The organism is Streptomyces bungoensis (genome assembly GCF_001514215.1).
In the GTDB taxonomy this organism is placed as follows: domain Bacteria; phylum Actinomycetota; class Actinomycetes; order Streptomycetales; family Streptomycetaceae; genus Streptomyces; species Streptomyces bungoensis.
The window spans coordinates 106017-132591 of the sequence record NZ_KQ948858.1 but is presented as its reverse complement, the minus strand read 5'-3'; the positions used below and the strand labels follow the sequence as shown (position 1 = coordinate 132591).

The 26575-nt window shown below is 73.3% G+C and carries 26 protein-coding genes; 20 read left to right on the top strand and 6 right to left on the bottom strand.

Annotated elements, in window-relative coordinates:
* Positions 1-122: 122 nt before the first annotated feature.
* From hrcA to AQJ66_RS18270, 10 genes are all read left to right on the top strand, one after another.
* Positions 123-1139 (top strand): heat-inducible transcriptional repressor HrcA, encoded by a 1017-nt coding sequence (gene hrcA, locus AQJ66_RS18315; protein WP_061922874.1) that lies wholly within the window; start codon positions 123-125, stop codon positions 1137-1139.
* On the top strand, positions 1140-2273 hold the full coding sequence (gene dnaJ, locus AQJ66_RS18310; protein WP_061922871.1) for a molecular chaperone DnaJ: 1134 nt from the start codon (positions 1140-1142) through the stop codon (positions 2271-2273). It abuts the gene before it with no gap.
* Between the two features lie 88 nt (positions 2274-2361).
* The gene (locus tag AQJ66_RS18305) at positions 2362-3480 is read left to right on the top strand and encodes a nitronate monooxygenase (protein WP_061922868.1); all 1119 of its coding nucleotides are present in this window, start codon (positions 2362-2364) and stop codon (positions 3478-3480) included.
* Positions 3477-4226 carry a 16S rRNA (uracil(1498)-N(3))-methyltransferase gene (locus tag AQJ66_RS18300; RefSeq protein WP_061922865.1) on the top strand — a complete coding sequence of 250 codons (750 nt, stop codon included), beginning with the start codon at positions 3477-3479 and terminating at the stop codon, positions 4224-4226. The genes AQJ66_RS18305 and AQJ66_RS18300 overlap by 4 nt, the downstream gene beginning before the upstream one ends.
* 16 nt (positions 4227-4242) lie before the next feature.
* Positions 4243-4635 (top strand): VOC family protein, encoded by a 393-nt coding sequence (locus AQJ66_RS18295; protein WP_061922863.1) that lies wholly within the window; start codon positions 4243-4245, stop codon positions 4633-4635.
* Between the two features lie 90 nt (positions 4636-4725).
* Positions 4726-5289, top strand: coding sequence for a hypothetical protein (locus AQJ66_RS18290; protein ID WP_244162853.1), 564 nt, complete (start codon positions 4726-4728; stop codon positions 5287-5289).
* A gap of 46 nt (positions 5290-5335) precedes the next feature.
* Complete coding sequence (locus tag AQJ66_RS18285; RefSeq protein WP_079060274.1) at positions 5336-8542, top strand: S41 family peptidase; 3207 nt, start codon at positions 5336-5338, stop codon at positions 8540-8542.
* A 77-nt stretch (positions 8543-8619) separates the two neighbouring features.
* A complete protein-coding gene (locus AQJ66_RS18280; RefSeq protein ID WP_061922859.1) occupies positions 8620-8973 on the top strand; it encodes a histidine triad nucleotide-binding protein in 354 nt (117 codons plus the stop codon).
* A gap of 6 nt (positions 8974-8979) precedes the next feature.
* On the top strand, positions 8980-9885 hold the full coding sequence (locus AQJ66_RS18275; RefSeq protein WP_061922856.1) for a ribonuclease Z: 906 nt from the start codon (positions 8980-8982) through the stop codon (positions 9883-9885).
* Positions 9886-9905: 20 nt separating this feature from the next.
* Positions 9906-10910, top strand: a complete 1005-nt coding sequence (locus AQJ66_RS18270) for an adenosine deaminase (RefSeq protein WP_061922853.1) — start codon at positions 9906-9908, stop codon at positions 10908-10910.
* Here AQJ66_RS18270 and AQJ66_RS18265 read toward each other — a convergent pair.
* On the bottom strand, positions 10862-12127 hold the full coding sequence (locus tag AQJ66_RS18265; RefSeq protein ID WP_061922851.1) for an MFS transporter: 1266 nt from the start codon (positions 12125-12127) through the stop codon (positions 10862-10864). The genes AQJ66_RS18270 and AQJ66_RS18265 overlap by 49 nt on opposite strands.
* Before the next feature lie 328 nt (positions 12128-12455).
* Here AQJ66_RS18265 and AQJ66_RS18260 point away from each other — a divergent pair, with 328 nt between their 5' ends.
* The 9 genes from AQJ66_RS18260 to AQJ66_RS18220 all read left to right on the top strand — a co-directional run bounded on the left by AQJ66_RS18260 (position 12456) and on the right by AQJ66_RS18220 (position 21538).
* Positions 12456-13412, top strand: coding sequence for a 5-dehydro-4-deoxyglucarate dehydratase (locus AQJ66_RS18260; protein WP_061922847.1), 957 nt, complete (start codon positions 12456-12458; stop codon positions 13410-13412).
* The gene (locus AQJ66_RS18255) at positions 13409-14677 is read left to right on the top strand and encodes a glucarate dehydratase family protein (RefSeq protein WP_061922844.1); all 1269 of its coding nucleotides are present in this window, start codon (positions 13409-13411) and stop codon (positions 14675-14677) included. The genes AQJ66_RS18260 and AQJ66_RS18255 overlap by 4 nt, the downstream gene beginning before the upstream one ends.
* A 110-nt stretch (positions 14678-14787) precedes the next feature.
* The gene (locus tag AQJ66_RS18250) at positions 14788-15924 is read left to right on the top strand and encodes a carbohydrate kinase family protein (RefSeq protein ID WP_208611394.1); all 1137 of its coding nucleotides are present in this window, start codon (positions 14788-14790) and stop codon (positions 15922-15924) included.
* A gap of 661 nt (positions 15925-16585) precedes the next feature.
* Complete coding sequence (locus AQJ66_RS18245; protein ID WP_061922838.1) at positions 16586-17665, top strand: PhoH family protein; 1080 nt, start codon at positions 16586-16588, stop codon at positions 17663-17665.
* 12 nt (positions 17666-17677) lie between these two features.
* Positions 17678-18175 (top strand): rRNA maturation RNase YbeY, encoded by a 498-nt coding sequence (gene ybeY, locus AQJ66_RS18240; RefSeq protein WP_030657030.1) that lies wholly within the window; start codon positions 17678-17680, stop codon positions 18173-18175.
* A 16-nt stretch (positions 18176-18191) separates the two neighbouring features.
* Positions 18192-19490, top strand: a complete 1299-nt coding sequence (locus AQJ66_RS18235) for a hemolysin family protein (protein WP_061922835.1) — start codon at positions 18192-18194, stop codon at positions 19488-19490.
* Positions 19487-19846: an MmcQ/YjbR family DNA-binding protein gene (locus tag AQJ66_RS18230; protein WP_061922832.1), complete on the top strand. Its 360-nt coding sequence runs from the start codon at positions 19487-19489 to the stop codon at positions 19844-19846. The genes AQJ66_RS18235 and AQJ66_RS18230 overlap by 4 nt, the downstream gene beginning before the upstream one ends.
* 41 nt (positions 19847-19887) lie before the next feature.
* A complete protein-coding gene (locus AQJ66_RS18225; protein ID WP_061923305.1) occupies positions 19888-20907 on the top strand; it encodes a S66 family peptidase in 1020 nt (339 codons plus the stop codon).
* A 277-nt stretch (positions 20908-21184) separates the two neighbouring features.
* Positions 21185-21538 (top strand): cytidine/deoxycytidylate deaminase family protein, encoded by a 354-nt coding sequence (locus AQJ66_RS18220; RefSeq protein ID WP_061922829.1) that lies wholly within the window; start codon positions 21185-21187, stop codon positions 21536-21538.
* Positions 21539-21587: 49 nt separating this feature from the next.
* Here the strand turns inward: AQJ66_RS18220 and AQJ66_RS18215 are convergent, their stop codons facing one another.
* The gene (locus AQJ66_RS18215; RefSeq protein WP_061922826.1) at positions 21588-21926 is read right to left on the bottom strand and encodes a P-II family nitrogen regulator; all 339 of its coding nucleotides are present in this window, start codon (positions 21924-21926) and stop codon (positions 21588-21590) included.
* Complete coding sequence (locus AQJ66_RS18210) at positions 21923-23236, bottom strand: ammonium transporter (RefSeq protein ID WP_061923302.1); 1314 nt, start codon at positions 23234-23236, stop codon at positions 21923-21925. The genes AQJ66_RS18215 and AQJ66_RS18210 overlap by 4 nt, the downstream gene beginning before the upstream one ends.
* Positions 23237-23387: 151 nt before the next feature.
* Between AQJ66_RS18210 and era the strand changes: the two genes are divergently transcribed.
* Positions 23388-24341 carry a GTPase Era gene (era, locus tag AQJ66_RS18205; protein WP_061923299.1) on the top strand — a complete coding sequence of 318 codons (954 nt, stop codon included), beginning with the start codon at positions 23388-23390 and terminating at the stop codon, positions 24339-24341.
* A gap of 8 nt (positions 24342-24349) precedes the next feature.
* Here the strand turns inward: era and AQJ66_RS18200 are convergent, their stop codons facing one another.
* The 3 genes from AQJ66_RS18200 to AQJ66_RS18190 all read right to left on the bottom strand — a co-directional run bounded on the left by AQJ66_RS18200 (position 24350) and on the right by AQJ66_RS18190 (position 26384).
* A complete protein-coding gene (locus AQJ66_RS18200; protein WP_159052580.1) occupies positions 24350-24658 on the bottom strand; it encodes a hypothetical protein in 309 nt (102 codons plus the stop codon).
* Complete coding sequence (locus tag AQJ66_RS18195) at positions 24658-24891, bottom strand: hypothetical protein (protein ID WP_061922818.1); 234 nt, start codon at positions 24889-24891, stop codon at positions 24658-24660. The genes AQJ66_RS18200 and AQJ66_RS18195 overlap by 1 nt, the downstream gene beginning before the upstream one ends.
* A 179-nt stretch (positions 24892-25070) precedes the next feature.
* The gene (locus AQJ66_RS18190) at positions 25071-26384 is read right to left on the bottom strand and encodes a GH1 family beta-glucosidase (protein ID WP_079060273.1); all 1314 of its coding nucleotides are present in this window, start codon (positions 26382-26384) and stop codon (positions 25071-25073) included.
* Positions 26385-26575 lie beyond the last annotated feature (191 nt).

The following is a 26575-nucleotide window of genomic DNA, read 5'->3' as shown; positions in this document are numbered from 1 at the left end:
ACCTTGCCCGGTGAGTACCCCACGGCCGTACACTGGGCCGGGGAACGCTGGCACTCAGGGACGCAGAGTGCCAGGCGGGTGACCCGGAGGGCCGAGGGACCGGATGCTGGAGGTGCGCGCGGATGCTGAGTGAACGCAGGCTGCAGGTGCTGCGCGCCATCGTCCAGGACTACGTGGGCACCGAGGAGCCGGTCGGTTCCAAGGCGCTCACCGAGCGGCACAACCTCGGCGTCTCCCCGGCGACCGTGCGCAACGACATGGCGGCCCTGGAGGACGAGGGGTACATCGCGCAGCCGCACACCAGTGCCGGGCGCATCCCCACCGACAAGGGCTACCGTCTGTTCGTGGACAAGCTCGCGGGCGTCAAGCCGATGACCGCGCCCGAGCGGCGGGCGATCCAGAACTTCCTCGACGGCGCCGTCGACCTCGACGACGTGGTGGCCCGGACGGTGCGGCTGCTCGCGCAGCTCACCCGGCAGGTCGCCGTCGTGCAGTACCCGTCCCTGACCAGGTCCACCGTGCGCCACGTGGAGCTGCTCCCGCTGGCTCCCGCGCGCGTGATGCTGGTGCTGATCACGGACACGGGCCGGGTGGAGCAGCGGATGGTCGACTGCCCGGCGCCGTTCGGCGAGTCCTCGCTGGCGGATCTGCGCGCGCGGCTGAACAGCCGGGTCGCGGGCCGCCGGTTCACCGACGTGCCGAAGCTGGTCGAGGACCTGCCGGATGCGTTCGAGGCCGAGGACCGCGGTACGGTCTCCACGGTGCTCTCCACTCTGCTGGAGACACTGGTCGAGGAGAACGAGGAGCGGCTGATGATCGGCGGCACCGCCAATCTCACCCGCTTCGGGCACGACTTCCCCCTCACGATCCGCCCCGTCCTGGAGGCTCTGGAGGAGCAGGTCGTGCTTCTCAAGCTCCTCGGCGAGGCGAAGGATCCGGGCGTGATGGTGCGCATCGGGCACGAGAACGCCCACGAGGGACTCAACTCCACCTCCGTGGTGTCGGTCGGTTACGGTTCGGGCGGCGAGGCGGTTGCCAAGCTCGGCGTGGTCGGACCGACCCGCATGGACTACCCGGGAACGATGGGAGCGGTACGCGCAGTGGCACGGTACGTCGGACAGATCCTGGCGGAGTCGTAAGTGGCCACGGACTACTACGCCGTTCTCGGCGTGCGCCGCGACGCGTCGCAGGATGAGATCAAGAAGGCGTTCCGCCGGCTCGCGCGCGAGCTGCACCCGGACGTCAACCCCGATCCGAAGACCCAGGAGCGGTTCAAGGAGATCAACGCCGCCTACGAGGTGCTGTCGGACCCGCAGAAGAAGCAGGTCTACGACCTCGGCGGCGACCCGCTCTCCCAGTCGGGCGGGGCCGGCGCCGGCTTCGGGGCCGGTGGCTTCGGCAACTTCTCCGACATCATGGACGCGTTCTTCGGCACGGCGTCGCAGCGCGGGCCGCGCTCGCGCACCCGGCGCGGCCAGGACGCGATGATCCGCATCGAGGTCGAGCTGGACGAGGCGGCCTTCGGCACGACCAAGGACATCCAGGTCGACACGGCGGTCGTCTGCAACACCTGCAACGGCGAGGGCGCCGCTCCGGGCACGTCCGCGCAGACGTGTGACATGTGCCGGGGCCGCGGTGAGGTCTCGCAGGTCACCCGGTCCTTCCTGGGCCAGGTCATGACCTCGCGCCCCTGCCCGCAGTGCCAGGGCTTCGGCACCGTCGTGCCGACGCCGTGCCCGGAGTGCGCCGGCGACGGCCGCGTGCGGTCGCGGCGGACGCTGACGGTGAAGATCCCGGCCGGTGTCGACAACGGCACGCGGATCCAGCTCGCCGGCGAGGGCGAGGTCGGGCCCGGCGGCGGTCCGGCCGGTGACCTGTACGTCGAGATCCACGAGCTGCCGCACGCCACCTTCCAGCGCCGCGGCGACGACCTCCACTGCACGGTGACCATTCCGATGACCGCGGCGGCGCTCGGCACGAAGGTGCCGCTGGAGACGCTGGACGGCATGGAGGAGGTCGACATCCGGCCCGGCACCCAGTCCGGCCAGTCGATCCCGCTGCACAACCGCGGTGTCACGCACCTGCGCGGCGGCGGCCGGGGCGACCTCATCGTCCACGTCGAGGTCATGACGCCGACGAAGCTGGATCCCGAGCAGGAGCGGCTGCTGCGCGAGCTGGCGAAGCTGCGCGGCGAGGAGCGGCCGCAGGGCCAGTTCCAGCCCGGCCAGCAGGGCCTGTTCTCCCGGCTGAAGGACGCGTTCAACGGGCGCTGACCGGCTCGGTCCGGCCGGCGCGGAAGTGGCATGTGCCACGGGTACGGGTGGATTCGGACTTGATCGGAGGACATGACACCATGCGGTCATGTCCTCCGCACTGACCGATCTCTTCCCCCACCCGATCGTGCAGGCTCCCATGGCGGGCGGGGTCTCCGTGCCGCGGCTCGCCGCCGCCGTGTCCGAGGCGGGCGGCCTCGGCTTCCTCGCCGCCGGGTACAAGACCGCCGACGGCCTGTACCAGGAGATCAAGCAGCTGCGGAGCCTGACGGGCCGCCCCTTCGGCGTGAACGTGTTCATGCCGCAGCCGGAGTACCCCGGTGCAAGCACCGGCTCCCCTGGAGCGGCCGGCGCCGCGCCCCCTTCCGGTGCCGTGGAGCTGTACGCCCACCAGCTGGCCGGTGAGGCCGCCTGGTACGACACCGAGCTGGGCGACCCGGACAGCGGCCGCGACGACGGCTTCGAGGCCAAGCTCGCCGTCCTCCTCGACAATCCGGTGCCGGTGGTCTCCTTCCACTTCGGCGTGCCGGACCGGGAGGTCGTCGACTCCCTGCACCGCGCCGGGACCTTCACCCTGGTCACCGCCACCACCGCCGAGGAGGCCCGGGCGGTGGAGCGGGCCGGGGCGGACGCGGTGATCGCCCAGGGCGTGGAGGCCGGCGGCCACCAGGGCACCCACCGGGACCTGCCGGAGAACGACGGCGCCGGCCTCGGACTGCTGTCGCTGGTCGCGCAGATCGGGGAGGCGGTGGACCTCCCGGTCGTCGCCGCCGGAGGCATCATGCGCGGCGGCCAGATCGCCGCCGTCCTCGCCGCGGGCGCCGCCGCCGCCCAGCTCGGCACCGCCTTTCTCGCCACCGCCGAGTCCGGCGCCCACGCCCTGCACAAGCAGGCGCTGACCAACCCCCTGTTCGCGCGCACCGAGCTGACCCGCGCCTTCTCCGGCCGCCCGGCCCGCGCCCTGGTCAACCGCTTCCTGCGCGAGCACGGCCCCTACGCGCCCGCCGCCTACCCGGAGGTCCACCACCTGACCTCGCCGCTGCGCAAGGCGGCCGCCCGGGCCGACGACGCGCAGGGCATGGCGCTGTGGGCGGGCCAGGGCCACCGCATGGCCCGCGACCTGCCGGCCGGGGAGCTGGTGCGGGTGCTGGCCGGCGAACTCGCCGAGGCGCGGGCGGCGTTGTCGGCCGGTGGTGGCGCCCGATGACCGCCCCCGTGTTCGTCGTCGAGCACTTCCGGGCCGGCGGGGACGGCCACTACGTCCTGGACGGTCCCGAGGGCCGGCACGCGGTGTCCGTGAAGCGGCTCCAGCCCGGCGAGGAGGTCGTCCTCACCGACGGCGCCGGACGCCACGCGGTGGGCGAGGTGGTCACCGCCGAGGGCAAGGACCGGCTGGTCGTGCGCCTGGGCACGGTCGAGGAGGAGCCGGTGCCCGCCCCGCGCGTCACCGTCGTGCAGGCGCTGCCCAAGGGCGACCGCGGCGAACTCGCCGTCGAGACGATGACCGAGGTCGGCGTCGACGCGATCGTGCCCTGGCAGGCGGCCCGCTGCATCACCCAGTGGCGGGGCGAGCGCGGACTGAAGGCGCTCGGCAAGTGGCGGGCCACCGCCCGGGAGGCCGGCAAGCAGTCCCGCCGGGTCCGCTTCCCCGAGGTCGCGGACGCGGCGACGACCAAGCAGGTCGCCGCGCTGCTCGCCGCGGCCGACTTCGCCGCCGTGCTGCACTCGGACTTCGAGCACGCCAGTGAGCCGCTGGCCACCGCCCAACTCCCCGCCGAGGGCGAGATCGTTCTGGTCGTCGGACCCGAAGGAGGCGTCTCCCGGGACGAGTTGGCGCTCTTCGAGGAGGCGGGCGCGAAGGCGTACGTGCTCGGGCCCACGGTGTTGCGGACATCCACCGCCGGCACCGCCGCCGCGGCCCTCCTGCTGGGCCGCACCGGCCGCTGGTCATGACACCGGGGGAACACCGATGGAACTCGCCCAGGTCCGGCTCCTCGTCACCGACTTCGCCGCCTGCTACCGCTTCTACGCCGACGTCCTCGGCCTGATGCCGCAGTCCGGCGCGACCGGGGGGCCGTACGAGAAGTTCAGCCCGCACGCCGGCTCCGCCGGGATCGCGCTGCAGGACCGCGCGATGATGGCCGAGGTCCTGGCCGAGGCCGGCGAGAGCGCCACCGGCCACCGCTCCCTGGTCGTGCTGCGCGTCGACGACCTCGACGCGTACTGCGCCGAGATCACCTCCCGGGGCGCCACCCTGCTCCACGGCCCCGCCCCCATGACCGACCGCATGCGCGTCGCCCACCTGAAGGACCCGGAGGGCAACCTGGTCGAACTCCAGGAGTGGCTCCTGCTGCGCGGCTGACCGCGGCGACGGGCGGCACGGGCCGCCCGGACGGGTGAGTGGCCGTATGCGGCCTTCCGCGGCGCCGGTGTCGGTGGGACGCTGCCCTCCATGGGGGCTTCCATGCGGATGCGGCGTCGGGTGTGGTCCGTGCGGACGGCGGGCGTGGCGGGACTCGCGGCGGTGGCCGCGGGCGCGCTGGTGGCGTGCGACCCCGGCGGGCTGAGTTCCGCCGCGGCCGCGTACACCACCGACACCACCGCGACCACCGAGCTGAAACGGCAGCACGTGGACGTCAGTTGGCTCAGCTGCACCGGCAGCTACGGCAAGGGCGGCCTCGGCGTGGGCAGATCGCCCTCGCCGTCGGAGACCACCGTCGTCTCGGTCGACTGCCGCGGGCGGACCAAGGACGGGCGGAGGATCACCGTCACCGGCAAGGTGACCCGGGCCGTCGACGGCGCCTGTGTGCGCGGCGACCTGACGGCCACGGTCGGCGGCCGGCGGGTGTTCCGCGTGAGCGGGCTCGGCGACTGCGACGCCACACCGGGCCCGACGTACCGGCCGCCCGTCACCTACCGGCCCACCGGCGGGCCCCGGCCCACCGTGACGGTCACCGTCACCCGGACCATCTGGTGCAAGGGCGACCCGACCTGCTGGCCCGTCGAGGGCAAGTGATCGAAAAACCGGGGCGGGGAACCCCGCCGCTGCGTACAGTGACGGGGTGACTCAGGGCGCTTCGACAGGAACCTCCGGCTACCTCCGATTCCCCTCCCTCCATGGCGATCTGGTGACCTTCACCGCCGAGGACGACGTGTGGCTCGCCCCCCTCGACGGCGGGCGGGCCTGGCGGGTCAGCGCCGACAACGTGCCGGTGAACCATCCCCGCGTCTCGCCCGACGGCACGACCGTCGCCTGGACCTCCACCCGCGACGGCGCCCCCGAGGCGCACATCGCCCCCGTGGCCGGCGGCCCCGCCAAGCGGCTGACGTACTGGGGGAGTTGGAAGACCCAGGTGCGCGGCTGGACCCCGGACGGCGAGGTCCTCGTGGTCAGCACCCACGGTCAGGCCACCCTGCGCCGCACCTGGGCCCGCGCCGTCCCGCTGGACGGCGGACCGGCGGCCACCCTGCCGTACGGGCCCGTCGGCGACGTCGCGCACGGCCCGCACACCGTGCTGCTGTCCGCGCCGATGGGCCGCGAGGCCGCCTGGTGGAAGCGGTACCGGGGCGGCACGGCGGGCAAGCTGTGGATCGACCGCGGCGGCGACGGCGAGTTCACGCGGCTGCACGAGGAGCTGGACGGGAACCTCGAGTACCCGCTGTGGGTCGGGGACCGCGTCGCGTTCCTGTCCGACCACGAGGGCACCGGGGCCGTGTACTCCTCCCTCGCCGACGGCACGGACCTGCGCCGCCACACCCCTCTCGACGGCTTCTACGCCCGGCACGCCGCCTCCGACGGCACCCGGGTCGTGTACGCGAGCGCCGGTGAACTCTGGCTGCTGGACGACCTCCAGGGCGCCGAGCCGCGCCGGCTCGACGTGCGGCTGGGCGGATCCCGCGCGGACCTGCAGCCGTTCCCGGTGAACGCCGCCCGCTGGTTCGGCTCCGCCGCCCCCGACCACACCGCGCGCGGCAGCGCGGTCGCCGTGCGCGGCGCCGTCCACTGGGTCACCCACCGCTCCGGCCCCGCCCGCGCCCTCGCCGCCGAGCCCGGCGTGCGGGCCCGGCTGCCGCGCACCTTCCGCAGCGAGGGCGAGGAGTGGGTGGTGTGGGTGACGGACGCCGAGGGCGAGGACGCCCTGGAGTTCGCGCCCGCCACCGGCGCCGCCCCCGGCACCACCCCGCGCCGGCTCGCCGCCGGGCAGCTCGGCCGCGTCCTGGAACTCGCCATGGCACCCGACGGCAGCCGGGCCGCCGTCGCCTCGCACGACGGGCGGCTGCTGCTCGTCGAGCGTGAGACCGGCGAGATCCGCGAGGTGACCCGCAGCGAGCACGGCGACGTGTCCGACCTCGCCTTCTCGCCCGACTCCGGCTGGCTCGCCTGGTCCCACCCCGGCCCCTCCCCGCTCGCCCAGCTCCGCATCGCCAACACCACCGACCTCACGGTCACCGAGGCGACCCCGCTGCGCTTCCGGGACTACGCGCCCGCCTTCACCCTGGACGGCCGGCACCTCGCCTTCCTCTCCAGCCGCTCCTTCGATCCGGTCTACGACGAGCACGTCTTCGACCTGGCCTTCGTGGAGGGCGTCCGCCCCTACCTGATCACCCTCGCCGCGACCACGCCGTCCCCGTTCGGACCGCAGCGGCACGGCCGGCCCTTCGGCACCCCCGACAAGGACGAGACCCCCGACAGCGAGGGCACCCCGGCCACCCGGATCGACCTCGACGGGCTCGCCGACCGCATCGTGCCCTTCCCGGTCGAGGCCGCCCGCTACACCAACCTGCGCGCCGCCAAGGACGGCGTGCTCTGGCTGCGCCACCCCGTGCGCGGCGTCCTCGGCGCCTCCCGCGCCACACCCGACGCCCCCGACCCCAAGACCGCCCTGGAACGCTACGACCTGGCCCAGCAGCGCCTGGAGCACCTCGCCGCCGACGCCGACCACTTCCGGGTCAGCGGCGACGGCAAGCGGGTCCTGCTGTGGAGCGACGGCCGGCTCCGGGTCGTCCCCGCCGACCGGCGCGCCTCCGACGACGAGGACAGCGACTCGAACATCCCCGTCGACCTCGGCCGCGTCCGGCAGACCGTCGACCCGGTCGCCGAATGGCGGCAGATGTACGACGAGACGGGCCGCGTCATGCGGGACAACTTCTGGCGCGCGGACATGGGCGGCGTCGACTGGGACGGCGTCCTCGACCGCTACCGGCCCCTCCTGGACCGCCTCGCCACCCACGACGACCTCGTGGACCTCCTGTGGGAGGTGCACGGCGAACTCGGCACCTCGCACGCCTACGTCACCCCGCGCGGCGGCTTCGGCCACGGCGAACGCCAGGGCCTGCTCGGCGCCGACCTCTCCCGCCACGAGGACGGCACCTGGCGCATCGACCGCATCCTGCCGTCGGAGACCTCCGACCCCGACGCCCGCTCCCCGCTGGCCGCACCCGGCGTCGCCGTACGCCCCGGGGACGCGATCGTCGCCGTCGCCGGCCGGCCCGTCGACCCGGTCACCGGGCCCGGCCCGCTGCTCGTCGGCACGGCCGGGAAGCCGGTCGAGCTGACCGTCTCGCCCGCCGGTGGCGGCGACCCGCGGCACGCCGTCGTCGTCCCCCTCGCCGACGAGGAACCCCTGCGCTACCACGCCTGGGTCGCCGGCCGCCGCGCCCACGTCCACGAGAAGTCCGGCGGCCGCCTCGGGTACCTGCACGTACCCGACATGCAGGCCCCCGGCTGGGCCCAGATCCACCGCGACCTGCGCGTCGAGGTGGCCCGCGAGGGGCTCGTCGTCGACGTCCGGGAGAACCGCGGCGGCCACACCTCGCAGCTCGTGGTGGAGAAGCTGGCCCGCCGGATCGTCGGCTGGGACCTGCCGCGCGGCATGCAGCCCGAGAGCTACCCCAGGGACGCCCCGCGCGGCCCGGTCGTCGCCGTCGCCAACGAGTTCTCCGGCTCCGACGGCGACATCGTCAACGCGGCGATCCGCGCCCTCGGCATCGGCCCGGTCGTGGGCACCCGCACCTGGGGCGGCGTCATCGGCATCGACAGCCGCTACCGCCTGGTCGACGGCACCCTCATCACACAGCCGAAGTACGCGTTCTGGCTGGAGGGCGCCGGCTGGGGCGTGGAGAACCACGGCGTCGACCCCGACGTGGAGGTGGTGCAGCGGCCGCAGGACTGGGCGGCGGGCCGGGACGTCCAGCTCGACGAGGCGATCAGGCTGGCGCTGGAGGCACTGGAGGCCGCGCCGGCCAAGACGCCACCGGAACTGCCCTGACCTGCCCCTGCGACGTCCCCCGATACGATGCCCCGGTACCGATCACCGGTACCGATCACCAGTGAGGAGGCACCCGCATGGCCGGTGAGCCGCAGGACGACTGCCTGTTCTGCAAGATCGTCGCGGGCCACATCCCGGCGACGATCGTCCGTGAGACGGAGACCACCGTCGCCTTCCGTGACATAAACCCCCAGGCTCCCACCCACGTCCTGGTGATCCCCAAGGCGCACTACGAGAACGCCGCCGCGCTCGGCGCGAGCGCCCCGCAGCTCGCCGCCGACGTCCTCGCCGAGACCCAGGCCGTCGCCGACGAGGAGAAGCTGGACAGCTACCGCGTCGTCTTCAACACCGGCGGCGGCGCCGGGCAGACCGTCTGGCACGCCCACGCGCACGTCCTCGGCGGGCGCGGCCTCGAATGGCCCCCCGGGTAACCAGCCGTGTCCGAACGTGAACTGGTCGTCCTGGGCACCGCCAGCCAGGTCCCGACCCGGCAGCGCAACCACAACGGCTACCTGCTGCGCTGGGACGGCGAGGGCATCCTGTTCGACCCCGGCGAGGGCACCCAGCGGCAGATGCTGCGCGCCGGGGCCTCCGCCCACGACCTGAACCGGATCTGCGTCACGCACTTCCACGGCGACCACAGCCTGGGCCTGGCCGGCGTGATCCAGCGGATCAACCTCGACCAGGTGCCGCACGAGGTCACCGCGCACTACCCGCGCTCCGGGCAGCGCTTCTTCGACCGGCTGCGGTACGCCACCGCCTACCGGGAGACGGTGAGCCTCACCGAGGCGCCGGTCGCCACCGACGGCGTCCTCGCGGCGACACCGTCGTACACGCTCGAGGCCCGCAAGCTGTCGCACCCCGTCGAGTCCTACGGCTACCGGCTGACCGAGCCCGACGGGCGCCGCATGCTGCCCGAGCGGCTCGCCGCCCACGGCATCGCGGGGCCGGACGTCGGCCGCCTCCAGCGCGAGGGCCGGCTCGGCGGGGTGACGCTGGAGGACGTGAGCGAGGTGCGGCGCGGGCAGCGGTTCGCGTTCGTCATGGACACCCGGCTGTGCGACGGCGTCCACGCCCTCGCCGAGGGCTGCGACCTGCTCGTCATCGAGTCCACCTTCCTCGACGAGGACGTGGAACTCGCCGTCGACCACGGGCACCTGACGGCCGGCCAGGCGGCGGCCGTGGCACGGGACGCCGGCGTGCGGCACCTCGTCCTCACCCACTTCAGCCAGCGCTACTCCGATCCCGCGGAGTTCGAACGGCAGGCCCGCGCCGCCGGGTTCGAGGGCGAGCTGACGGTGGCGCACGACCTGCAGCGAGTGCCGGTTCCGAAACGTCGGTGACCTGGCCGTACGATGCTTCGATGCCCCTCCCGAAAGCAGAACTGCACCTCCACGTCGAAGGCACCCTGGAGCCCGAGCTGGCGTTCGAGCTGGCGGCCCGCAACGGCGTCGCGCTGCCGTACGCCGACACGGACGAGCTGCGCGAGGCGTACCGGTTCGAGGACCTCCAGTCCTTCCTGAACCTGTACTACGAGCTCATGGCCGTCCTGCGCACCGAGCAGGACTTCGCGGACCTGGCCGACGCCTACCTCGCCCGCGCCGCCGCGCAGGGCGTCCGGCACGCGGAGATCTTCTTCGACCCGCAGGCCCACCTGGCCCGGGGCGTGGCCATGGGCACGGTCGTGGAGGGGCTGTGGCGCGCACTCGGCCGCAGCGAGGAGAACCACGGCGTCTCCACCAGGCTCATCCTGTGCTTCCTGCGCGACGAGTCCGCCGAGTCGGCGCTGCGGACCCTGGAGGCGGCGCGGCCGTACCTGGACCGGATCACGGGCGTCGGCCTCGACTCCGCCGAGGTCGGGCACCCGCCGGCGAAGTTCCGCGAGGTGTACGAGGCCGCCGCCGCGCTCGGGCTGCGGCGCGTGGCGCACGCCGGTGAGGAGGGGCCGCCGGAGTACATCACCGAGGCCCTGGACGTGCTCGGCGTGGAGCGCGTCGACCACGGCCTGCGCTGCCTGGAGGACCCGGCGCTGGTGCAGCGGCTGGTGCGGGAGCGCGTTCCGCTGACCGTGTGCCCGCTGTCCAACGTCCGGCTGCGCGCGGTGGACGTCCTCGCGGACCATCCCCTGCCGGCCATGCTCGACGCGGGCCTGCTGTGCACGGTCAACTCCGACGACCCGGCCTACTTCGGCGGGTACGCCGGCGACAACTTCACCGCCGTGCGGCAGGCCCTCGGCCTCACCGGGGAGCGGCTGCGGGAACTGGCCCGCAACTCCTTCCTCGCCTCCTTCCTGGAGGACGACGAGGAGCGCCGGGCCCGTTACCTGGCCGAGGTGGAGGCGTACGAGTTCGGGGACGCGGTGTCGTAGGCGTCCCGGGCGGGCACGGCGGCCGTCTCCAGCGGGAGTTCCACCACCGGCGGGAGCGGCCTGCCCACCCGCAGCGCCACCACGGTCATCGGTACGGCCACGCCCAGCAGCACCGCCGCCAGGACCTGGCCCATGCCCGCGAACCCCGCGCCCGCCGCCAGCACGCTCCCGGTCAGCGGCCCGGCCGCCGTGCCCAGGGAGCCGGCCGACCCGACCAGCACCGCCCAGCGGCCGCGCGGGTCGAGGGAGGCGGCGAGGCCGATGACGTACGACAGCACGACCGGGTAGAGCAGGTTCCAGGAGATCTCCCCGAACGCGAAGGTCCCCAGGTCGGTCGCCGACGCGCTGAGCGCCACGCAGCCCGCGATGAGCGCCGTACCGGCGCCGATCGGCACCGCCCGGCCCAGCCGCGGCCCGAGCGCGCCCGCGCCGACCACACCGGCCAGCCCGGCGCCGAGCGCCACCGCGAACACCGCGCCGACGGTGACCTCGCCGAGGTGGGCCTGGTCCAGGCCGATGCGCCCGCTGACACCCCAGAGGGCGTTCTGCGCCAGGGACCAGCACGGCATGGCCGCCGCCAGCAGCAGGCCGGCGCGCCGGTGGGGGAGCCGGCCCCGCTCGGCGCGGGACGTACGGGCGGGGGCCGTGCGGGCGGGCAGCCGGCCGGTCAGCGGCCACACGGCGAGCGCGGTCAGGGCGAGGGCGGCGAGCGGCCGGCCGTGGCCGGGGCCCAGGTGGGGGATGGTCAGGTACAGCGCGCCGGCCAGGGCGGAGACGACGAGCAGGCCGAGCGTGGTGACCCGGTGCGGGTCCCTCCCCCACGCTCGGACACCCTCGCGCGGGGGGACCCCCATCGCGGCGATGCCGCTCGTGGCGACCGCCGTGACCGTGCCCGACCCGAACCCGCCGATCAGCGCGCCCGCGACGACGGCCGGTACGGCACCGGTGAGCGCCGCGCCGCCGTAGCCGAGGACGGCCAGGGCGAGTCCCGCCCGGGCGAGGGCGCGCGGGCCGAACCGCTCGCCCCGGGCGGCCACCAGGAAGCCGGCCGTGGCCGAACTCAGCAGCAGGGCGCTGCCGACGGCCCCGGCCTGGGTGGCGGACAGCGGCAGCCCGGCGTCGAGCCGGCCGACGGTGGTCGGCAGCAGGTAGGGAGCGAGGTACCCGGCCGCGAACAGGGCGACGAGGGGCCAGGGCAGGGTGCGGGGGGCGGACAAGGGCGTTCCCTGGGCAGGCGAAAGCAACGGCTTGGAGGGGGAGGGGCGACGGCCGTCGACGGACGGGAACGCGCGAGCAAGTTGTATCAAGCACGCGGTTTTGGAAGAAGCCCGCTTGGTGTGATCTGAGTCACTGTCGAGTTTGCGATCGGAGTGGGCGGGTAAAAGGCCTCATTCGCCGGGCGGATTGCGTGTAATGCCCGTTCCTCGCCCCCCCTCCCTCCCCTTCCTCTCCTCTTTGCCGTCCGGTCTTCGGGAGGCCGTTGACGGCGGGACGTCCGTGTATCTAGCCTCTGTTCTCATACATGGACGACATTCACAAGGGGAGATGGTTCAGGTGGGCGGCGACCCGAGTCCGCAGGACGTGGCGCGGCGGCTGCGGAAAGGCCTGGCGCAGGGCGTGCTGTCCTTCCCGCTGACCGCCTTCCACGACGACGGCTCCCTGGACCCCGACGGCTGCCGCGCCCACGTGGCGGACCGGCTCGCCGCCGGTCCCGGTGCCGTGTTCCCGGCCTGCGGCACCGGCGAGTTCTTCTCGCTGGACGAGGAGGAGTACCGGCAGGTCGTCCGCATCGCCGTCCAGGAGGCGGCGGGACGGGTGCCCGTGGTGGCCGGCACCGGGTACGGCTGGGCGCAGGCCGCCCGGTTCGCGCGGATCGCCGAGGACGCCGGCGCCGACGCCCTGCTCGTCCTGCCGCACTACCTCGTCGCCGCCCCGCAGGACGGCCTCGCCGCCCAGCTCGAACAGCTCGCCGCCCGCACCCGGCTGCCGCTGGTCGCCTACCAGCGCGGCCAGGTCGTCTACACGCCGGCCACGCTCCGGCGTATCGCCCGCGTCCCGAACGTCATCGGCCTCAAGGACGGCCACAGCGACCTCGACCGCCTCCAGCGCCTCACACTGACCGCCCCCGAGGACTTCCTGTTCTTCAACGGCGCCGCCACCGCCGAGATCCAGGCCCGCGCCTACGCCGCCGTCGGCGTCCCCGCCTACTCCTCCGCCGTGCACGCCTTCGCCCCCGAGATCGCGGGCGCCTTCTTCGGCGCGCTGCGCGACGGCGACCACGGCACCACCGACAAGCTGCTGCGGGACTTCTACGTCCCCTTCGTCGAACTCCGTGACCGCGCACCCGGATACGCGGTCTCCCTCGTGAAGGCCGCGGCCCGGCTGCGCGGGCAGCGCGTCGGACCCGTCCGCGCCCCGCTCACCGACCCCTCGCCCGCCGACCTCGCCGACCTCGAGGCCCTCCTCACCGCCGGACTCGACCTCGTAGGAGCCACCCTGTGACCCGTGACCTGACCATCACCGAGGTACGCCTGACGCCGATCCTGGTCGCCGACCCGCCCCTGCTCAACACGCAGGGCGTGCACCAGCCGTACACCCCGCGGCTGATCGTGGAGGTCGTCACCGCCGACGGGACCACGGGGCTGGGGGAGACCTACGGCGACACCAAGTACCTGGAACTGGCCCGCCCGCTCGCCGAGCGCCTCCCCGGACGCTCGGTCATGGACGTGAACAGCCTGTTCGGGCTCGACCTCGCCGTGGACGAGTCACGGGTCGCGGGGGCGGTCGACGCCGGCGGGCTGCGCGGCGTGCAGAGCGCCGACAAGCTGCGGCTGTCCGTGCTGTCCGCCTTCGAGGTCGCCTGCCTGGACGCCCAGGGCCGGGCGCTGGGACTGCCCGTGCACGCCCTGCTGGGCGGCAAGGTGCGGGACGCGGTGGAGTACAGCGCCTACCTCTTCTACAAGCTCGCCTCGGACGCGGACGACTGGGGCGCCGCCCTCGACCCGGCCGGAGTCGTCGCCCAGGCGCGCCGGTTCAAGGAGCGGTACGGGTTCGGCTCGTTCAAGCTCAAGGGCGGCGTCTTCCCGCCCGACGAGGAGATCGCCGCCGTCCGCGCCCTCGCCGAGGCCTTCCCCGGGCACCCGCTGCGCCTCGACCCCAACGGCGCCTGGTCGGTGGAGACCTCGCTGAAGGTCGCGGAGGAACTCGGCGACGTCCTGGAGTACCTGGAGGACCCGACGCTCGGCACCCCCGCCATGGCCGAGGTGTCCGCGGGGACCGAGGTGCCGCTGGCCACCAACATGTGCGTGACCACCTTCGGGGAGATCAAGGAGGCGTTCACCAAGGACGCCGTCCAGGTCGTGCTCTCCGACCACCACTACTGGGGCGGACTGCGCAACACCCGGCAACTCGCCGCGATCTGCGCCGCCTTCGGGGTCGGGGTGTCCATGCACTCCAACACCCACCTCGGCATCAGCCTCGCCGCGATGACCCACGTGGCGTCCACCGTGCCGGGCCTGCACCACGCCTGCGACTCCCACTACCCCTGGCAGTCCGAGGACGTCCTCACCGAGCGGCTCACCTTCACCGGCGGCCGCGTCACGGTGCCGGACGCACCCGGGCTGGGCGTCGAACTCGACCGGGAGGAACTGGACCGGCTGCACCGGCGGTGGGCCGAGGACGACGGCGGGATGCGCGACCGCGACGACGCCGCGGCGATGCGGGCGGCCGACCCCGGGTGGCGGACCCCGGTGATGCCCCGCTGGTGACCGCGGCGGCGGGGCTCACGGTGCGAGGGGCCCTGCGCGGGACGCGATCTGGTGCACACTGGCCGGACCCGCATCACGTCAGGGAGCGCACCGTGACCCCGTCCCGCACGATCGCCGGAGAGGAACCCGAGCACCTCACCCAGGCAGGGCGCTGCCGGCCGCAGGTCGACCCGCTGGCCTCCTCACGCGCACCCGGCGATCCGCCCTGGGACGTCTACCTGACGGGCACCGTCTTCCTCGACATCGTCTTCACCGGCCTGGACTCGGCCCCGGTGCGCGGCACCGAGTCCTGGGCCCGGGGCATGGGCTCCAGCCCGGGCGGCGTCGCCAACATGGCGGCCGCCCTGGCCCGCCTCGGCCTGCGCACGTCCCTCGCCGCGGCCTTCGGCGACGACCACTACGGCGAGTACTGCTGGGACGCGCTGGAACAGGGCGAGGGCATCGACCTCACCCCCTCGCGGACGGTGCCCGGCTGGCACTCGCCGGTGACGGTCTCCATGGCGTACGAGGGCGAGCGGACGATGGTGTCCCACGGGCACGAGCCGCCGCCGGAGGAGCCCGCCCCGGACTGCCCGCCCCGCGCGCGGGCCGCCGTCGCCTCCCTCACCCCGGGCCGGCGGGCGCCGTGGATCGCCCAGGCCGCCCGCGGGGGGACCCGGATCTTCGCCGACGTCGGCTGGGACGAGACCGGCGCCTGGGACCTCGCGGGGCTGGCCGACCTGCGGCACTGCGAGGCGTTCCTGCCCAACGCGGAGGAGGCGAAGCGGTACACCGGCGCCGACTGCCCGCGCCGGGCCGCGCACGCCCTGACCGAGCACGTGCCGGTGGCGGTGGTGACCCTGGGCGCGGAGGGCGCCTACGCGGTGGACCGGCGCACCGGGGAGGCCGCCGAGGTGCCCGCGATCACCGTGGAGGCACTGGACCCGACGGGAGCGGGCGACGTGTTCGTCGCCGGGTTCGTCACCGGCTCCCTGGCGGGCTGGCCCCTGGCCGACCGGCTCGCCTTCGCCGGCCTCACGGCGGCCCTGTCGGTGCAGGAGTTCGGGGGGTCGCTGTCGGCGCCGGGCTGGTTCGAGATCGCCGCCTGGTGGCGCAAGGTCCAGTCCCTGCCGGCCCCGCAACAAGACCCGGCCGCCCTGCGCCGCTACGCCTTCCTCGACGCCCTGCTGCCGCCGGTCCCCGCGGCCGCGGAGGTCTGGCCCCGCAGACGAGCGGTACCGACGATCGGCTTCCGCCCGGCCGACTGAAGTCCCGCCGACCGGTACCGGCCCCGGCCCGGAGGACGGTTTCCCGTCCGCCCGGGACCGGACGACTGCGGGCGGCGGCTGCGCACCGCCCGGGCGCCTTCCTCCCCGCCGCCCACGACCGGGGCAGGCACCGGACCGGCCGGCCGTCTCCCCATCGGGCCGGGGACCGGACGGCCACCGGCACCTGCACGCCGTCCGGGCGCCCTCTTCTCACCCCTCAGCCGCCTCCCGCCGACCCGTGGTCGTCACGGGACCCGCGGGCCGTTACCCCATTCCGTTCGGAGCGGGACGACCACCGGCCCGCCCACACCGGCCTTGCCGGGGTGCCCACCGCATCGCCCGTCCGGCCGGGCGCTGCGGCACGAGGACGTACGGCCCCGGGCCCGTCCGCGCCGCACGGGGCGCCGTCCCCGAGCCGCCGTCCCCGGGCCGTCCTCCCCGTCCGGCCGCCGGGTCCCCGCGACGTGGGGACCCGGCGGTCCCCGGCCGGTGCCGGATCCAGCCGTCCGGCCGGCCTCCGGCACCGGGCCCGCCGGCGTACACGCGCCTGCCGAAAAGCCCTACGGTGTTGTCAGCCCACCGTCGTACTCTGGACAGTGCGAGGCCGCCCTCAGCTACGCGGCCGTGACGAGGAGGAACCGCAGGCCTACAGCGCCGGCCCATGACTCAGACACCCACAGCTCACACCCCCGCGCAGGAGCAGGCGAGAGCGCAGTTCACCGTCCCCGCCCAGCACCCCATGGTGACCGTGCTGGGATCCGGCGACTCCCTCCTGCGCGTGATCGAGAAGGCATTCCCGGCGGCCGACATCCATGTCCGGGGCAATGAGATCAGCGCGGTCGGCGACCCCGTGGACGTCGCCCTGATTTCGCGCGTGTTCGACGAGATGATGCTGGTGCTCCGCACCGGGCAGCCGATGACGGAGGACGCAGTGGAACGCTCGATCGCCATGCTCAAGGCGAGCGAGAACGGGACGAGCGACGGCCCGGAGACCCCGGCCCAGGTGCTGACGCAGAACATCCTGTCCTCGCGCGGCCGCACGATCCGCCCCAAGACGCTCAACCAGAAGCGGTACGTCGACGCGATCGACAAGCACACGATCGTCTTCGGCATCGGCCCCGCCGGTACCGGCAAGACCTACCTGGCCATGGCCAAGGCCGTGCAGGCCCTGCAGTCCAAGCAGGTCAACCGGATCATCCTGACCCGCCCCGCGGTCGAGGCCGGCGAGCGCCTCGGCTTCCTGCCCGGCACGCTCTACGAGAAGATCGACCCCTACCTGCGCCCGCTGTACGACGCGCTGCACGACATGCTCGACCCGGACTCGATCCCGCGGCTGATGGCGGCGGGCACGATCGAGGTCGCGCCGCTCGCCTACATGCGCGGCCGCACGCTCAACGACGCCTTCATCATCCTGGACGAGGCCCAGAACACGAGCCCCGAGCAGATGAAGATGTTCCTCACCCGCCTCGGCTTCGACTCGAAGATCGTGATCACGGGTGACGTCACCCAGGTCGACCTGCCGAACGGCACCAAGAGCGGCCTGCGGCAGGTCCAGGACATCCTGGAGGGCGTCGAGGACGTCCACTTCTCCCGCCTGTCGTCCCACGATGTCGTCCGGCACAAGCTGGTGGGCCGTATCGTCGACGCGTACGAGCAGTACGACAGCAAGCACGGCACGGAGAACGGCGGCCACAAGGGCGGCCGTGGCAGGACCGGCGCCAAGGCTCCCCAGGGGAAGTAGACCAGCACGCCCATGTCGATCGACGTCAACAACGAGTCCGGCACCGAGGTCGACGAGCAGGCGATCCTCGACATCGCCCGCTACGCCCTCGCGCGGATGCGCATCCACCCGCTCTCCGAGCTCTCGGTGATCGTCGTGGACGCCGACGCCATGGAGCAGCTGCACATCCAGTGGATGGACCTGCCCGGGCCCACCGATGTCATGTCGTTCCCGATGGACGAGCTGCGGCCGCCGTCCAAGGACGACGACGAGCCGCCGCAGGGCCTGCTCGGCGACATCGTGCTGTGCCCGGAGGTCGCCGCCAAACAGGGGGCCGAGGCCCCGACGCAGCACTCCATGGACGAGGAGCTCCAGCTGCTCACCGTCCACGGCGTGCTGCACCTGCTCGGCTACGACCACGAGGAGCCGGACGAGAAGGCCGAGATGTTCGGGCTGCAGGCCGCCATCGTCGACGGCTGGCGGGCCGAGCGCGGGCTGACCGGGCCCTCCCCGGCGCCCACCGTCTCGTAGGCGGGCCGGTCGACACATGAGTCCGCAGATCGTGGTCGGCGCGATCGCGCTGGTCGTCGTGGCCTGGCTCGCCGCCTGCGCGGAGGCGGGCCTCGCCCGCGTCTCCAGCTTCCGGGCCGAGGAGGCCGTCAAGTCCGGCCGGCGCGGCAGCGCCAGGCTCGCCCAGGTCGCCGCCGACCCCACCCGCTACCTGAACGTCGCCCTGCTGGTCCGCGTCGCCTGCGAGATGGCGGCCGCGGCCCTGGTGACGTACGCCTGCCTGCAGGAGTTCCCCGCCACCTGGCAGGCCCTGCTGGTCGCCATCGGCGTGATGGTCCTGGTGTCCTACGTCGCCGTCGGCGTCTCACCGCGCACCATCGGCCGCCAGCACCCGCTGAACACGGCGACCGCGGCGGCGTACGTGCTGCTGCCGCTCGCCCGCGTCATGGGCCCGATCCCGTCCCTGCTCATCCTCATCGGCAACGCGCTCACCCCCGGCAAGGGCTTCCGGCGCGGGCCGTTCGCCTCCGAGGCCGAGCTGCGCGCGCTGGTGGACCTCGCCGAGCAGGAGTCCCTCATCGAGGACGAGGAGCGCCGCATGGTGCACTCGGTCTTCGAGCTGGGCGACACGCTCGTGCGCGAGGTCATGGTGCCCCGCACCGACCTCGTCGTGATCGAGCGCTACAAGACCATCCGGCAGGCCCTCACCCTCGCGCTGCGCTCCGGGTTCTCCCGGATCCCGGTCACCGGCGAGAGCGAGGACGACATCGTCGGGATCGTGTACCTGAAGGACCTGGTCCGCAAGACGCACATCAGCCGGGACGCCGAGAGCGACCTGGTCTCCACGGCCATGCGGCCGGCCGTTTTCGTCCCCGACACCAAGAACGCCGGCGACCTGCTGCGCGAGATGCAGAAGGAACGCAACCACGTCGCCGTCGTCATCGACGAGTACGGCGGCACCGCGGGCATCGTCACCATCGAGGACATCCTCGAGGAGATCGTCGGCGAGATCACCGACGAGTACGACCGCGAACTCCCGCCGGTCGAGGACCTCGGCGACGACCGCTTCCGGGTCACGGCCCGCCTGGACATCACCGACCTCGGCGAGCTGTACGGGCTCGAGGAGTACGACGACGAGGACGTGGAGACCGTCGGCGGCCTGCTCGCCAAGGCGCTCGGCCGCGTGCCCATCGCCGGGGCCTCCGCCGAGGTCGAGCTGCCCGACGAGCGCAGGCTGAAGCTGACGGCGGAGGCGGCCGCCGGCCGCCGGAACAAGATCGTCACGGTGCTGGTGGAGCCGTCCGGCAAGCCCGCCGAGGAGGAGACGCCCACGTGACCCCGCAGGAGCTGCGCGCCTTCTGCCTGTCGTTCAACGCCGCGGTGGAGGACTTCCCGTTCAACCCGGAGACCTCGGTCTTCAAGGTGCTCGGCAAGATGTTCGCCCTGACGGGTCTGGGCGCGCGGCCCCTGACGGTCAACCTCAAGTGCGACCCGGAGGACGCGGTCCGGCTGCGCGGCGAGCACGAGGGACTGATCGTCCCCGGCTACCACATGAACAAGCGCCACTGGAACACCGTGACCGTGGACGGTGACCTGCCGGACCGCCTGGTCAGGGAGCTGATCGAGGATTCCTACGACCTCGTCGTCGCGGGCCTGCCGAGGGCGGAGCGGCTGCGGCTGGACCGGCCGTGAAACCGCTGCCGCAGATGCGTGACCCCGTGTCAGAATCCGGCATGGACGTTCGATACCCGCGCCCGCTGCGCCCCGGTGACCGTGTCGGTGTGACCTCTCCTTCCAGCGGGGTCGCGGAGAAGCACCGGGCGCGGCTCGGCGTCGCGGTCCGGGACCTCGAGGCACGCGGGTACGAAGTCGCCGTCGGCCGCTGCATGGACGGCTCGACGCACCTCAGCGCACCCGCCGCCGAGCGGGCGGCCGAGCTGACGGACCTGCTGACCGACCCGTCCGTCCGGGCGGTGGTTCCGCCCTGGGGCGGCGAGACCGCCGTCGACCTGCTGCCGCTGCTCGACTTCGACAAGATCGGGCTGGCCGAGCCGACCTGGGTCGTCGGCTACTCGGACATGGCCACGATCATCACCCCGCTCACCCTGCTCACCGGCGTCGCGACCGTGCACGGCAACAACCTGATGGACACGCCGTACCGGACGCCGGAGGGCCTGCTGTCCTGGCTGGACATCGCAGAGTCGGCGCAGGGCGAGCCGCTCGCGCAGACTCCGCCGGGCCGGCACCGCGCCACCGGCTGGGACGACTACGCGGCCCACCCCGGCGTCCGGGAGCTGATCCTGGACAGGGCCGGCACCTGGACCCGCCTCGACGGCAGCGGTGACGTGGACGTGGAGGGCCGGCTGATCGGCGGCTGCGTCGAGACCCTGGTCAACCTCGCCGGCACCCGGTACCTGGACACCGCGTCCTTCGCCGCCGGCGACCCGCTGCTCGTCTACGTGGAGGCCGCCGAGGACAACGCCTTCACCATCTGCCGCAACCTGCACGGCATGCGCCTGGCCGGCTTCTTCGACCGCGCCGCCGCCGTCCTCGTGGGCCGCACCAAGGCCCCCGACGCCCCCACCCTCACCCAGCACGAGGCCGTCCTCGACGCGCTCGCCCCCCTGGGCGTGCCCGTCGTCGCCGACGTCGAGTGCGGGCACGTCGCCCCCTACCTCCCCCTGGTCAACGGCGCACGCGCCCGCGTGGTGCAGACGGCAGGGCGGAGCGAGATCGTCCAGACCCTCGTGTGATCCGCGCATGAGCGCCGTCGCCCTGCGCCCGGCCACCCCGGCCGACGGCGCGTTCCGTTTCCGGCTCCGCCGGTCCGCCACGCGGGAGCACGTCGGGGCGGTCCGGGGCTGGGACGACGAGGAGCAACGCGTCATCGCCGACTTCTCGCACGGTCGTGGCGCAGGGACGGGGCGAACACCGCGGCCGAGCCGGAGTGGCTCGCCTCGCCGGTGGGGTGCCGCGGGGCGATGTACCCCGTGGCGGGGTGAGCGGGCGGGCGCTTCGTATGCTCTGGGCATGACCGAGAGCAACGCGCTGGACCCCGAGGACCGCAAGATCGTCACCCTGGCCCGCTCCGTGCGGGCCCGCAACGGAGTCCCGGAGGGCGCCGCCGTACGGGACGAGACCGGGCGGACGTACGCCGCCGGGACGGTGGAGCTGGCGTCTCTGAGGCTGAGCGCGCTGCGGACGGCCGTGGCCATGGCGGTGGCGTCGGGAGCGACGTCGCTGGAGGCCGCGGCGGTGGTGACGGGGGCGGACGCCCTGCCGGCCGAGGACCTGGCCGCGGTCGCCGACCTCGGCGGCGCGGGGACGCCCGTGCTGCTCGCCGGTGCCGACGGCGCGGTGCGGGACACCGTCTCCGCGGGCTGACGCACCAGCGGCCAGGCCTCGGGCCCGGGTGGTGACGGGGCGGTGCCGGTCAGAGCGCGTCGGGGCCGCGCTCGCCGGTGCGCACCCGCACGACGGTCTCCACGGGCAGCGCCCACACCTTGCCGTCCCCGATCTTCCCCGTCTGCGCGGCCTTCACGATCGCGTCGATCACATCCTCGGCGACCGCGTCCTCGACCACGACCTCGATCCGGACCTTGGGCACCAGGTCGACCCGGTACTCGGCCCCCCGGTACACCTCGGTGTGCCCGCGCTGGCGGCCGTAGCCGCTGGCCTCGGTCACGGTCATGCCGTGCACGCCGAGCTCCTGCAGGGCCGTCTTGACCTGGTCGAGGCGGAACGGCTTGACGATCGCGGTGATGAGCTTCATGCCTGCGTGTTGACCTTCTGCGCGGAGGTGGCGACGGGGGACGCGCCGGTCGGGGCACCGTGTCCCAGGACCCCGTGATCGTAGGCCGTCTCGGCGTGCACCGTAAGGTCCAGCCCGGTGTACTCCTGCTCCTCGCTCGCGCGCAGACCCATGGTCCTGTCGAGCAGCTTGCCGAGGCCGTAGGTCACCGCGAAGGCGTACACGGCGACGGCCACCACGGCCAGCAGCTGCTTGCCGAGCGGGACGAGCCCGCCGCCGTAGAACAGGCCCTCCGTGCCGCCGGTCATCGCCTTCTCGGCGAACAGGCCGATCAGCAGGGTGCCGATGACGCCGCCGACCAGGTGGACGCCGACGACGTCCAGCGAGTCGTCGTAGTTCAGCTTGAACTTCCAGCCCACCGCGTAGGAGCAGACGACACCGGCGGCCAGGCCCACGACCAGGGAGCCGAGCAGCGACACCGTGCCGCAGGACGGGGTGATCGCGACCAGGCCGGCCACCGCGCCGGAGGCGGCGCCCAGGGTGGTCGGGTGGCCGTCGCGCTTCTGCTCGACGAAGAGCCAGCCGAGCAGGCCGGTGCAGCCGGCGGCCATGGTGTTGAGGAACGCGGCGGCGGCGAGGCCGTCGGCGCCGAGCGCGCTGCCCGCGTTGAAGCCGAACCAGCCGAACCAGAGCAGACCGGCGCCGAGGATCACCATGGGCAGGTTGTGCGGGCGCATGGCGTCCTTCTTGAAGCCCAGCCGGGGGCCGAGGACCAGGCACAGGGCGAGACCGGAGGCGCCGGAGGTGATCTCCACCGGCAGACCGCCGGCGAAGTCCAGCGCGCCGAGCGCGTTTCCGATCCAGCCGCCCGGGCCCCACACCCAGTGAGCGACCGGAACGTATACCAGCAGGGTCCACACCGGGACGAACACCAGCCAGGCGGAGAACTTCGTGCGGTCGGCGACCGCGCCGCTGACCAGGGCGGCCGTGATGACGGCGAACGTCAGCTGGAAGGTGGCGAAGAGGAGCGTCGGGACCGTGCCGTGCACGCTCCCCGGGCCGAGGCCGCTCATGCCCGCGTGACCGAGGCCGCCGACGAGGCCCGCGAAGGCGTCGCCGTCGAAGGCGAGCGCGTACCCCACCGCCAGCCAGACCACCGTGACCAGGGCGATCGACACGAAGCTCATCATCAGCATGTTGAGGACGCTCTTCGTGCGGACCATGCCGCCGTAGAACAGGGCCAGACCCGGGGTCATCAGCAGGACGAGGGCGGTGGCGGCGAGCAGCCAGGCGGTGTCGCCGGTGTTCACGTGCGCGGCGGCGAGGGTCACGGGCGTCTCCAACGGTGTGGTGGCTCGTCAGAGGGTCACCGGTGCGCGTTTCCGGTTGCGTACGGGTGTGTTTCCGTGACGTTTCATTGCCTGAGGGTTACCGAAACCTCACGGTACGGCGGGGCCTCGTGGATCAGGGACAATGGGCGCCATGAGCGTTCGTACCCAGTCATCCGAGCGGTCGGCCGAGGCCGCCCACCGCGCCGGCTTCGCCTGCTTCGTGGGCCGCCCCAACGCGGGCAAGTCCACCCTCACGAACGCTCTGGTGGGGCAGAAGGTCGCGATCACCGCGAACCAGCCGCAGACCACCCGGCACACGGTCCGGGGCATCGTGCACCGGCCGGACGCCCAGCTGATCCTGGTGGACACCCCCGGGCTGCACAAGCCGCGCACCCTGCTCGGGGAGCGGCTCAACGACGTCGTCCGCACGACGTGGGCCGAGGTCGACGTGATCGGCTTCTGCCTGCCGGCGAACGAGAAGATCGGTCCCGGCGACCGCTTCATCGCCAAGGAGCTGGCCGGGATCAGGAAGACCCCCAAGGTCGCCATCGTCACCAAGACCGACCTGGTCGACTCCAAGACCCTCGCCGAGCAGCTGATCGCCATCGACCAGCTGGGCAAGGAGCTGGGCATCGAGTGGGCGGAGATCGTGCCGGTGTCGGCGGTGGGATCCAAGCAGGTGGACCTGCTGGCGGACCTGCTGGTCCCGCTGCTGCCGGAGGGCCCCGCGCTCTACCCCGAGGGCGACCTGACGGACGAGCCCGAGCAGGTCATGATCGCGGAACTCATCCGGGAGGCCGCGCTGGAGGGCGTCCGCGACGAGCTGCCGCACTCCATCGCGGTGGTCGTGGAGGAGATGCTCCCGCGCGAGGACCGCCCCGCCGACCGCCCCCTGCTCGACATCCACGCCAACGTCTACATCGAGCGCCCCAGCCAGAAGGGCATCATCATCGGCCCCAAGGGCAAGCGCCTGAAGGAGGTCGGCATCAAGTCCCGCAAGCAGATCGAGGCCCTGCTCGGCACGCCCGTCTTCCTCGACCTGCACGTGAAGGTGGCGAAGGACTGGCAGCGGGACCCGAAGCAGCTGCGCAAGCTGGGGTTCTGACCCGGCGTTCACACGGTCGCCACCCAGATCAGGTCGCAGACCCTGATCTGCCGCTCCTCCGGATAGACGCTGTAGTTGAAGAAGACGGGCTCTTCGGGGACGGGCAGGCTGTACCAGGTGACGCCGCGAATCACGAGGGGCAGTCCCGGAGGCTGCCTACCGGAGGCGACGGTCCCGCCGACCTCCAGCGCCAGGGCCTTGATGAAGCGGACGACGTTGTCGTGCAGATCGGCGTGACCCGCGGCCCGCATCTGGCTGAGCACCTTGGCGGCCGTCACCTGGGTCACCGCCGTCCAGCCCGTCGAAGCAGGCTCCATCAGTCCTCCGCCTCCGGTTCGAGCGCGACGAGTCCCACCGCGGCGACGGTGTCGTCGAGGCGCTGGTCCCGGTCGGGCACCGCCTCGAACATGGCCTCGAGCCACCACACGGTCATCACCGCGTCCCGTTCGTCGCCCTGAGCGGCCCGCGTCACGGCAGCGTGGAACTCCTCGCGCCGGGCGGGGGGCAAGGCGTCATGGATGGCGGTGACGGTGCGGGGAATCGCCTGCACGCGGGGATCACCGTGCCAGGGGGAAGCGCCAGTTGTGTTCACTCGTGTCTCGTGTCCTCACGGGTCGACCGGTCCGGCGGGTACCTTACGGTCCCCGGTGGCCCCGACGGGGCGAATCGGTGTTTCTCACTCCTGGTCGTGCTGTGGCCGAAGCCCGGTCCGGCCGGGGCGCGCCGTGGTCACCGCTGCGCCCGCAGCACGTCCCGGAACCAGTGGTACGACGCCTTCGGGGTGCGCTCCAGCGTCTCGTAGTCCACGTGCACCAGGCCGAACCGCTGCGCACAGCCCTCCGCCCACTCGAAGTTGTCCATCAGGGACCAGACGAAGTAGCCGCGCACGTCCACGCCGGCCTCCAGGGCCGCGTGCAGGGCCCGGATGTGGGCGTCCAGGTAGGCGATCCGGTCCTGGTCGTCGAGGCCCTCGTAACTGCAGCCGTTCTCGGTGATGACGACCGGCGGCAGCCGGTCGCCGTAGCGGTCGCGGAAGGTGGTGAGCAGCTCGGTCAGCCCCTCCGGTACGACCGGCCAGCCGAAACCGGTCACCGGCCGGCCCTCGATCTCCCGCACCGAGAACGGCAGTTCGGCGGGCAGGGCGAGTCCGCCGTACTCGGCGTCGGCGCCGCCGGGCGCCCCGACCCGGGTCGGCGCGTAGTAGTTGACGCCGTACCAGTCCACCGGCTCGGCGATGACCTTCAGGTCGGCCGCCACGTCTCCCGGCATCAGCTCCCCGAGGCCGTCCGGGTACGCCCCGAGGAGGATCGGCTCGGCGAACAGCCGGTTGAGCAGGGTGTCGTAGAAGCCGGCCGCTTCCAGGTCCGCGGGCTCCCCGGAGGCGGCCCAGGTGGGGCCGTGCGAGTTGGCGATGCCGATGTCGCCCGCCCCGGCGGCGCGCAGGGCCTGGACCGCCAGGCCGTGGGCGAGGAGCTGGTGGTGGGCGACCGGCAGCGCGTCGAACAGCAGCCGCCTGCCGGGGGCGTGCGCGCCGAGGGCGTGGCCCAGCAGGGTGTGCTCGGCGGGCTCGTTGAGGGTGATCCACGTGCCGACGCGGTCGCCGAGCCGCCCGGCGACCACGGACACGTAGTCCGCGAACCGGGCGGCCGTGTCCCGTCGCAGCCAGTCCAGCGAGGCGGGCAGGTCCCAGTGGAAGAGCGTCGGCACGGGCCGCACGCCGGCCGCGCACAGCTCGTCCACCAGCCGGTCGTAGAAGTCCAGCCCGCCGGGGGAGTTGACCCGGGGCCACGACACGGAGAACCGGTAGGCGTCCACGCCCAGCCCGGCGAGCAGGGCCACGTCCTCCCGGTACCGGTGGTAGTGGTCGCAGGCCACCGCGGCCGTCGACCCGTCCTTCACCCGCCCCGGCTCCGCCGTGAACACGTCCCACACGGACGCCTCCCGCTCCCCGGCGGCCCCCTCGATCTGATGGGCCGAGGTGGACACACCCCACAGGAAGCCGGCCGGGAAACGGGGCATCGCGTCGCCTGCGTCAGTCGCCATGGCCGGGATCATCCTTACCCGAGGTAACGGAAGTCAACGCCCGGTGCGGACCGACTGGTTACCGTCAGTAAGACTTCACGAACTCTCCACAATTCATCACGCCTCGATCGCAACTTGTTAATGATCTCTCCACGTCGGCGGGTGTCGAGGGTGGTCAAATCGGATAAATCGTCGAGTTGTTGCGCGCATAT

Bases quoted from the DNA above. Each gene is read 5' to 3' on its own strand.
- AQJ66_RS18215 (WP_061922826.1), bottom strand. From the start codon at position 21,926: ATGAAGCTCATCACCGCGATCGTCAAGCCGTTCCGCCTCGACCAGGTC.
- era (WP_061923299.1), top strand. From the start codon at position 23,388: ATGAGCGTTCGTACCCAGTCATCCGAGCGGTCGGCCGAGGCCGCCCAC.
- AQJ66_RS18270 (WP_061922853.1), top strand. From the start codon at position 9,906: ATGCCCCTCCCGAAAGCAGAACTGCACCTCCACGTCGAAGGCACCCTG.
- AQJ66_RS18200 (WP_159052580.1), bottom strand. From the start codon at position 24,658: ATGGAGCCTGCTTCGACGGGCTGGACGGCGGTGACCCAGGTGACGGCC.
- AQJ66_RS18305 (WP_061922868.1), top strand. From the start codon at position 2,362: ATGTCCTCCGCACTGACCGATCTCTTCCCCCACCCGATCGTGCAGGCT.
- AQJ66_RS18290 (WP_244162853.1), top strand. From the start codon at position 4,726: ATGGGGGCTTCCATGCGGATGCGGCGTCGGGTGTGGTCCGTGCGGACG.
- AQJ66_RS18190 (WP_079060273.1), bottom strand. From the start codon at position 26,384: ATGGCGACTGACGCAGGCGACGCGATGCCCCGTTTCCCGGCCGGCTTC.
- AQJ66_RS18225 (WP_061923305.1), top strand. From the start codon at position 19,888: ATGGACGTTCGATACCCGCGCCCGCTGCGCCCCGGTGACCGTGTCGGT.
- AQJ66_RS18280 (WP_061922859.1), top strand. From the start codon at position 8,620: ATGGCCGGTGAGCCGCAGGACGACTGCCTGTTCTGCAAGATCGTCGCG.
- AQJ66_RS18245 (WP_061922838.1), top strand. From the start codon at position 16,586: ATGACTCAGACACCCACAGCTCACACCCCCGCGCAGGAGCAGGCGAGA.
- AQJ66_RS18295 (WP_061922863.1), top strand. From the start codon at position 4,243: ATGGAACTCGCCCAGGTCCGGCTCCTCGTCACCGACTTCGCCGCCTGC.
- AQJ66_RS18300 (WP_061922865.1), top strand. From the start codon at position 3,477: ATGACCGCCCCCGTGTTCGTCGTCGAGCACTTCCGGGCCGGCGGGGAC.
- AQJ66_RS18220 (WP_061922829.1), top strand. From the start codon at position 21,185: ATGACCGAGAGCAACGCGCTGGACCCCGAGGACCGCAAGATCGTCACC.
- ybeY (WP_030657030.1), top strand. From the start codon at position 17,678: ATGTCGATCGACGTCAACAACGAGTCCGGCACCGAGGTCGACGAGCAG.
- AQJ66_RS18260 (WP_061922847.1), top strand. From the start codon at position 12,456: ATGGTTCAGGTGGGCGGCGACCCGAGTCCGCAGGACGTGGCGCGGCGG.
- hrcA (WP_061922874.1), top strand. From the start codon at position 123: ATGCTGAGTGAACGCAGGCTGCAGGTGCTGCGCGCCATCGTCCAGGAC.
- AQJ66_RS18235 (WP_061922835.1), top strand. From the start codon at position 18,192: ATGAGTCCGCAGATCGTGGTCGGCGCGATCGCGCTGGTCGTCGTGGCC.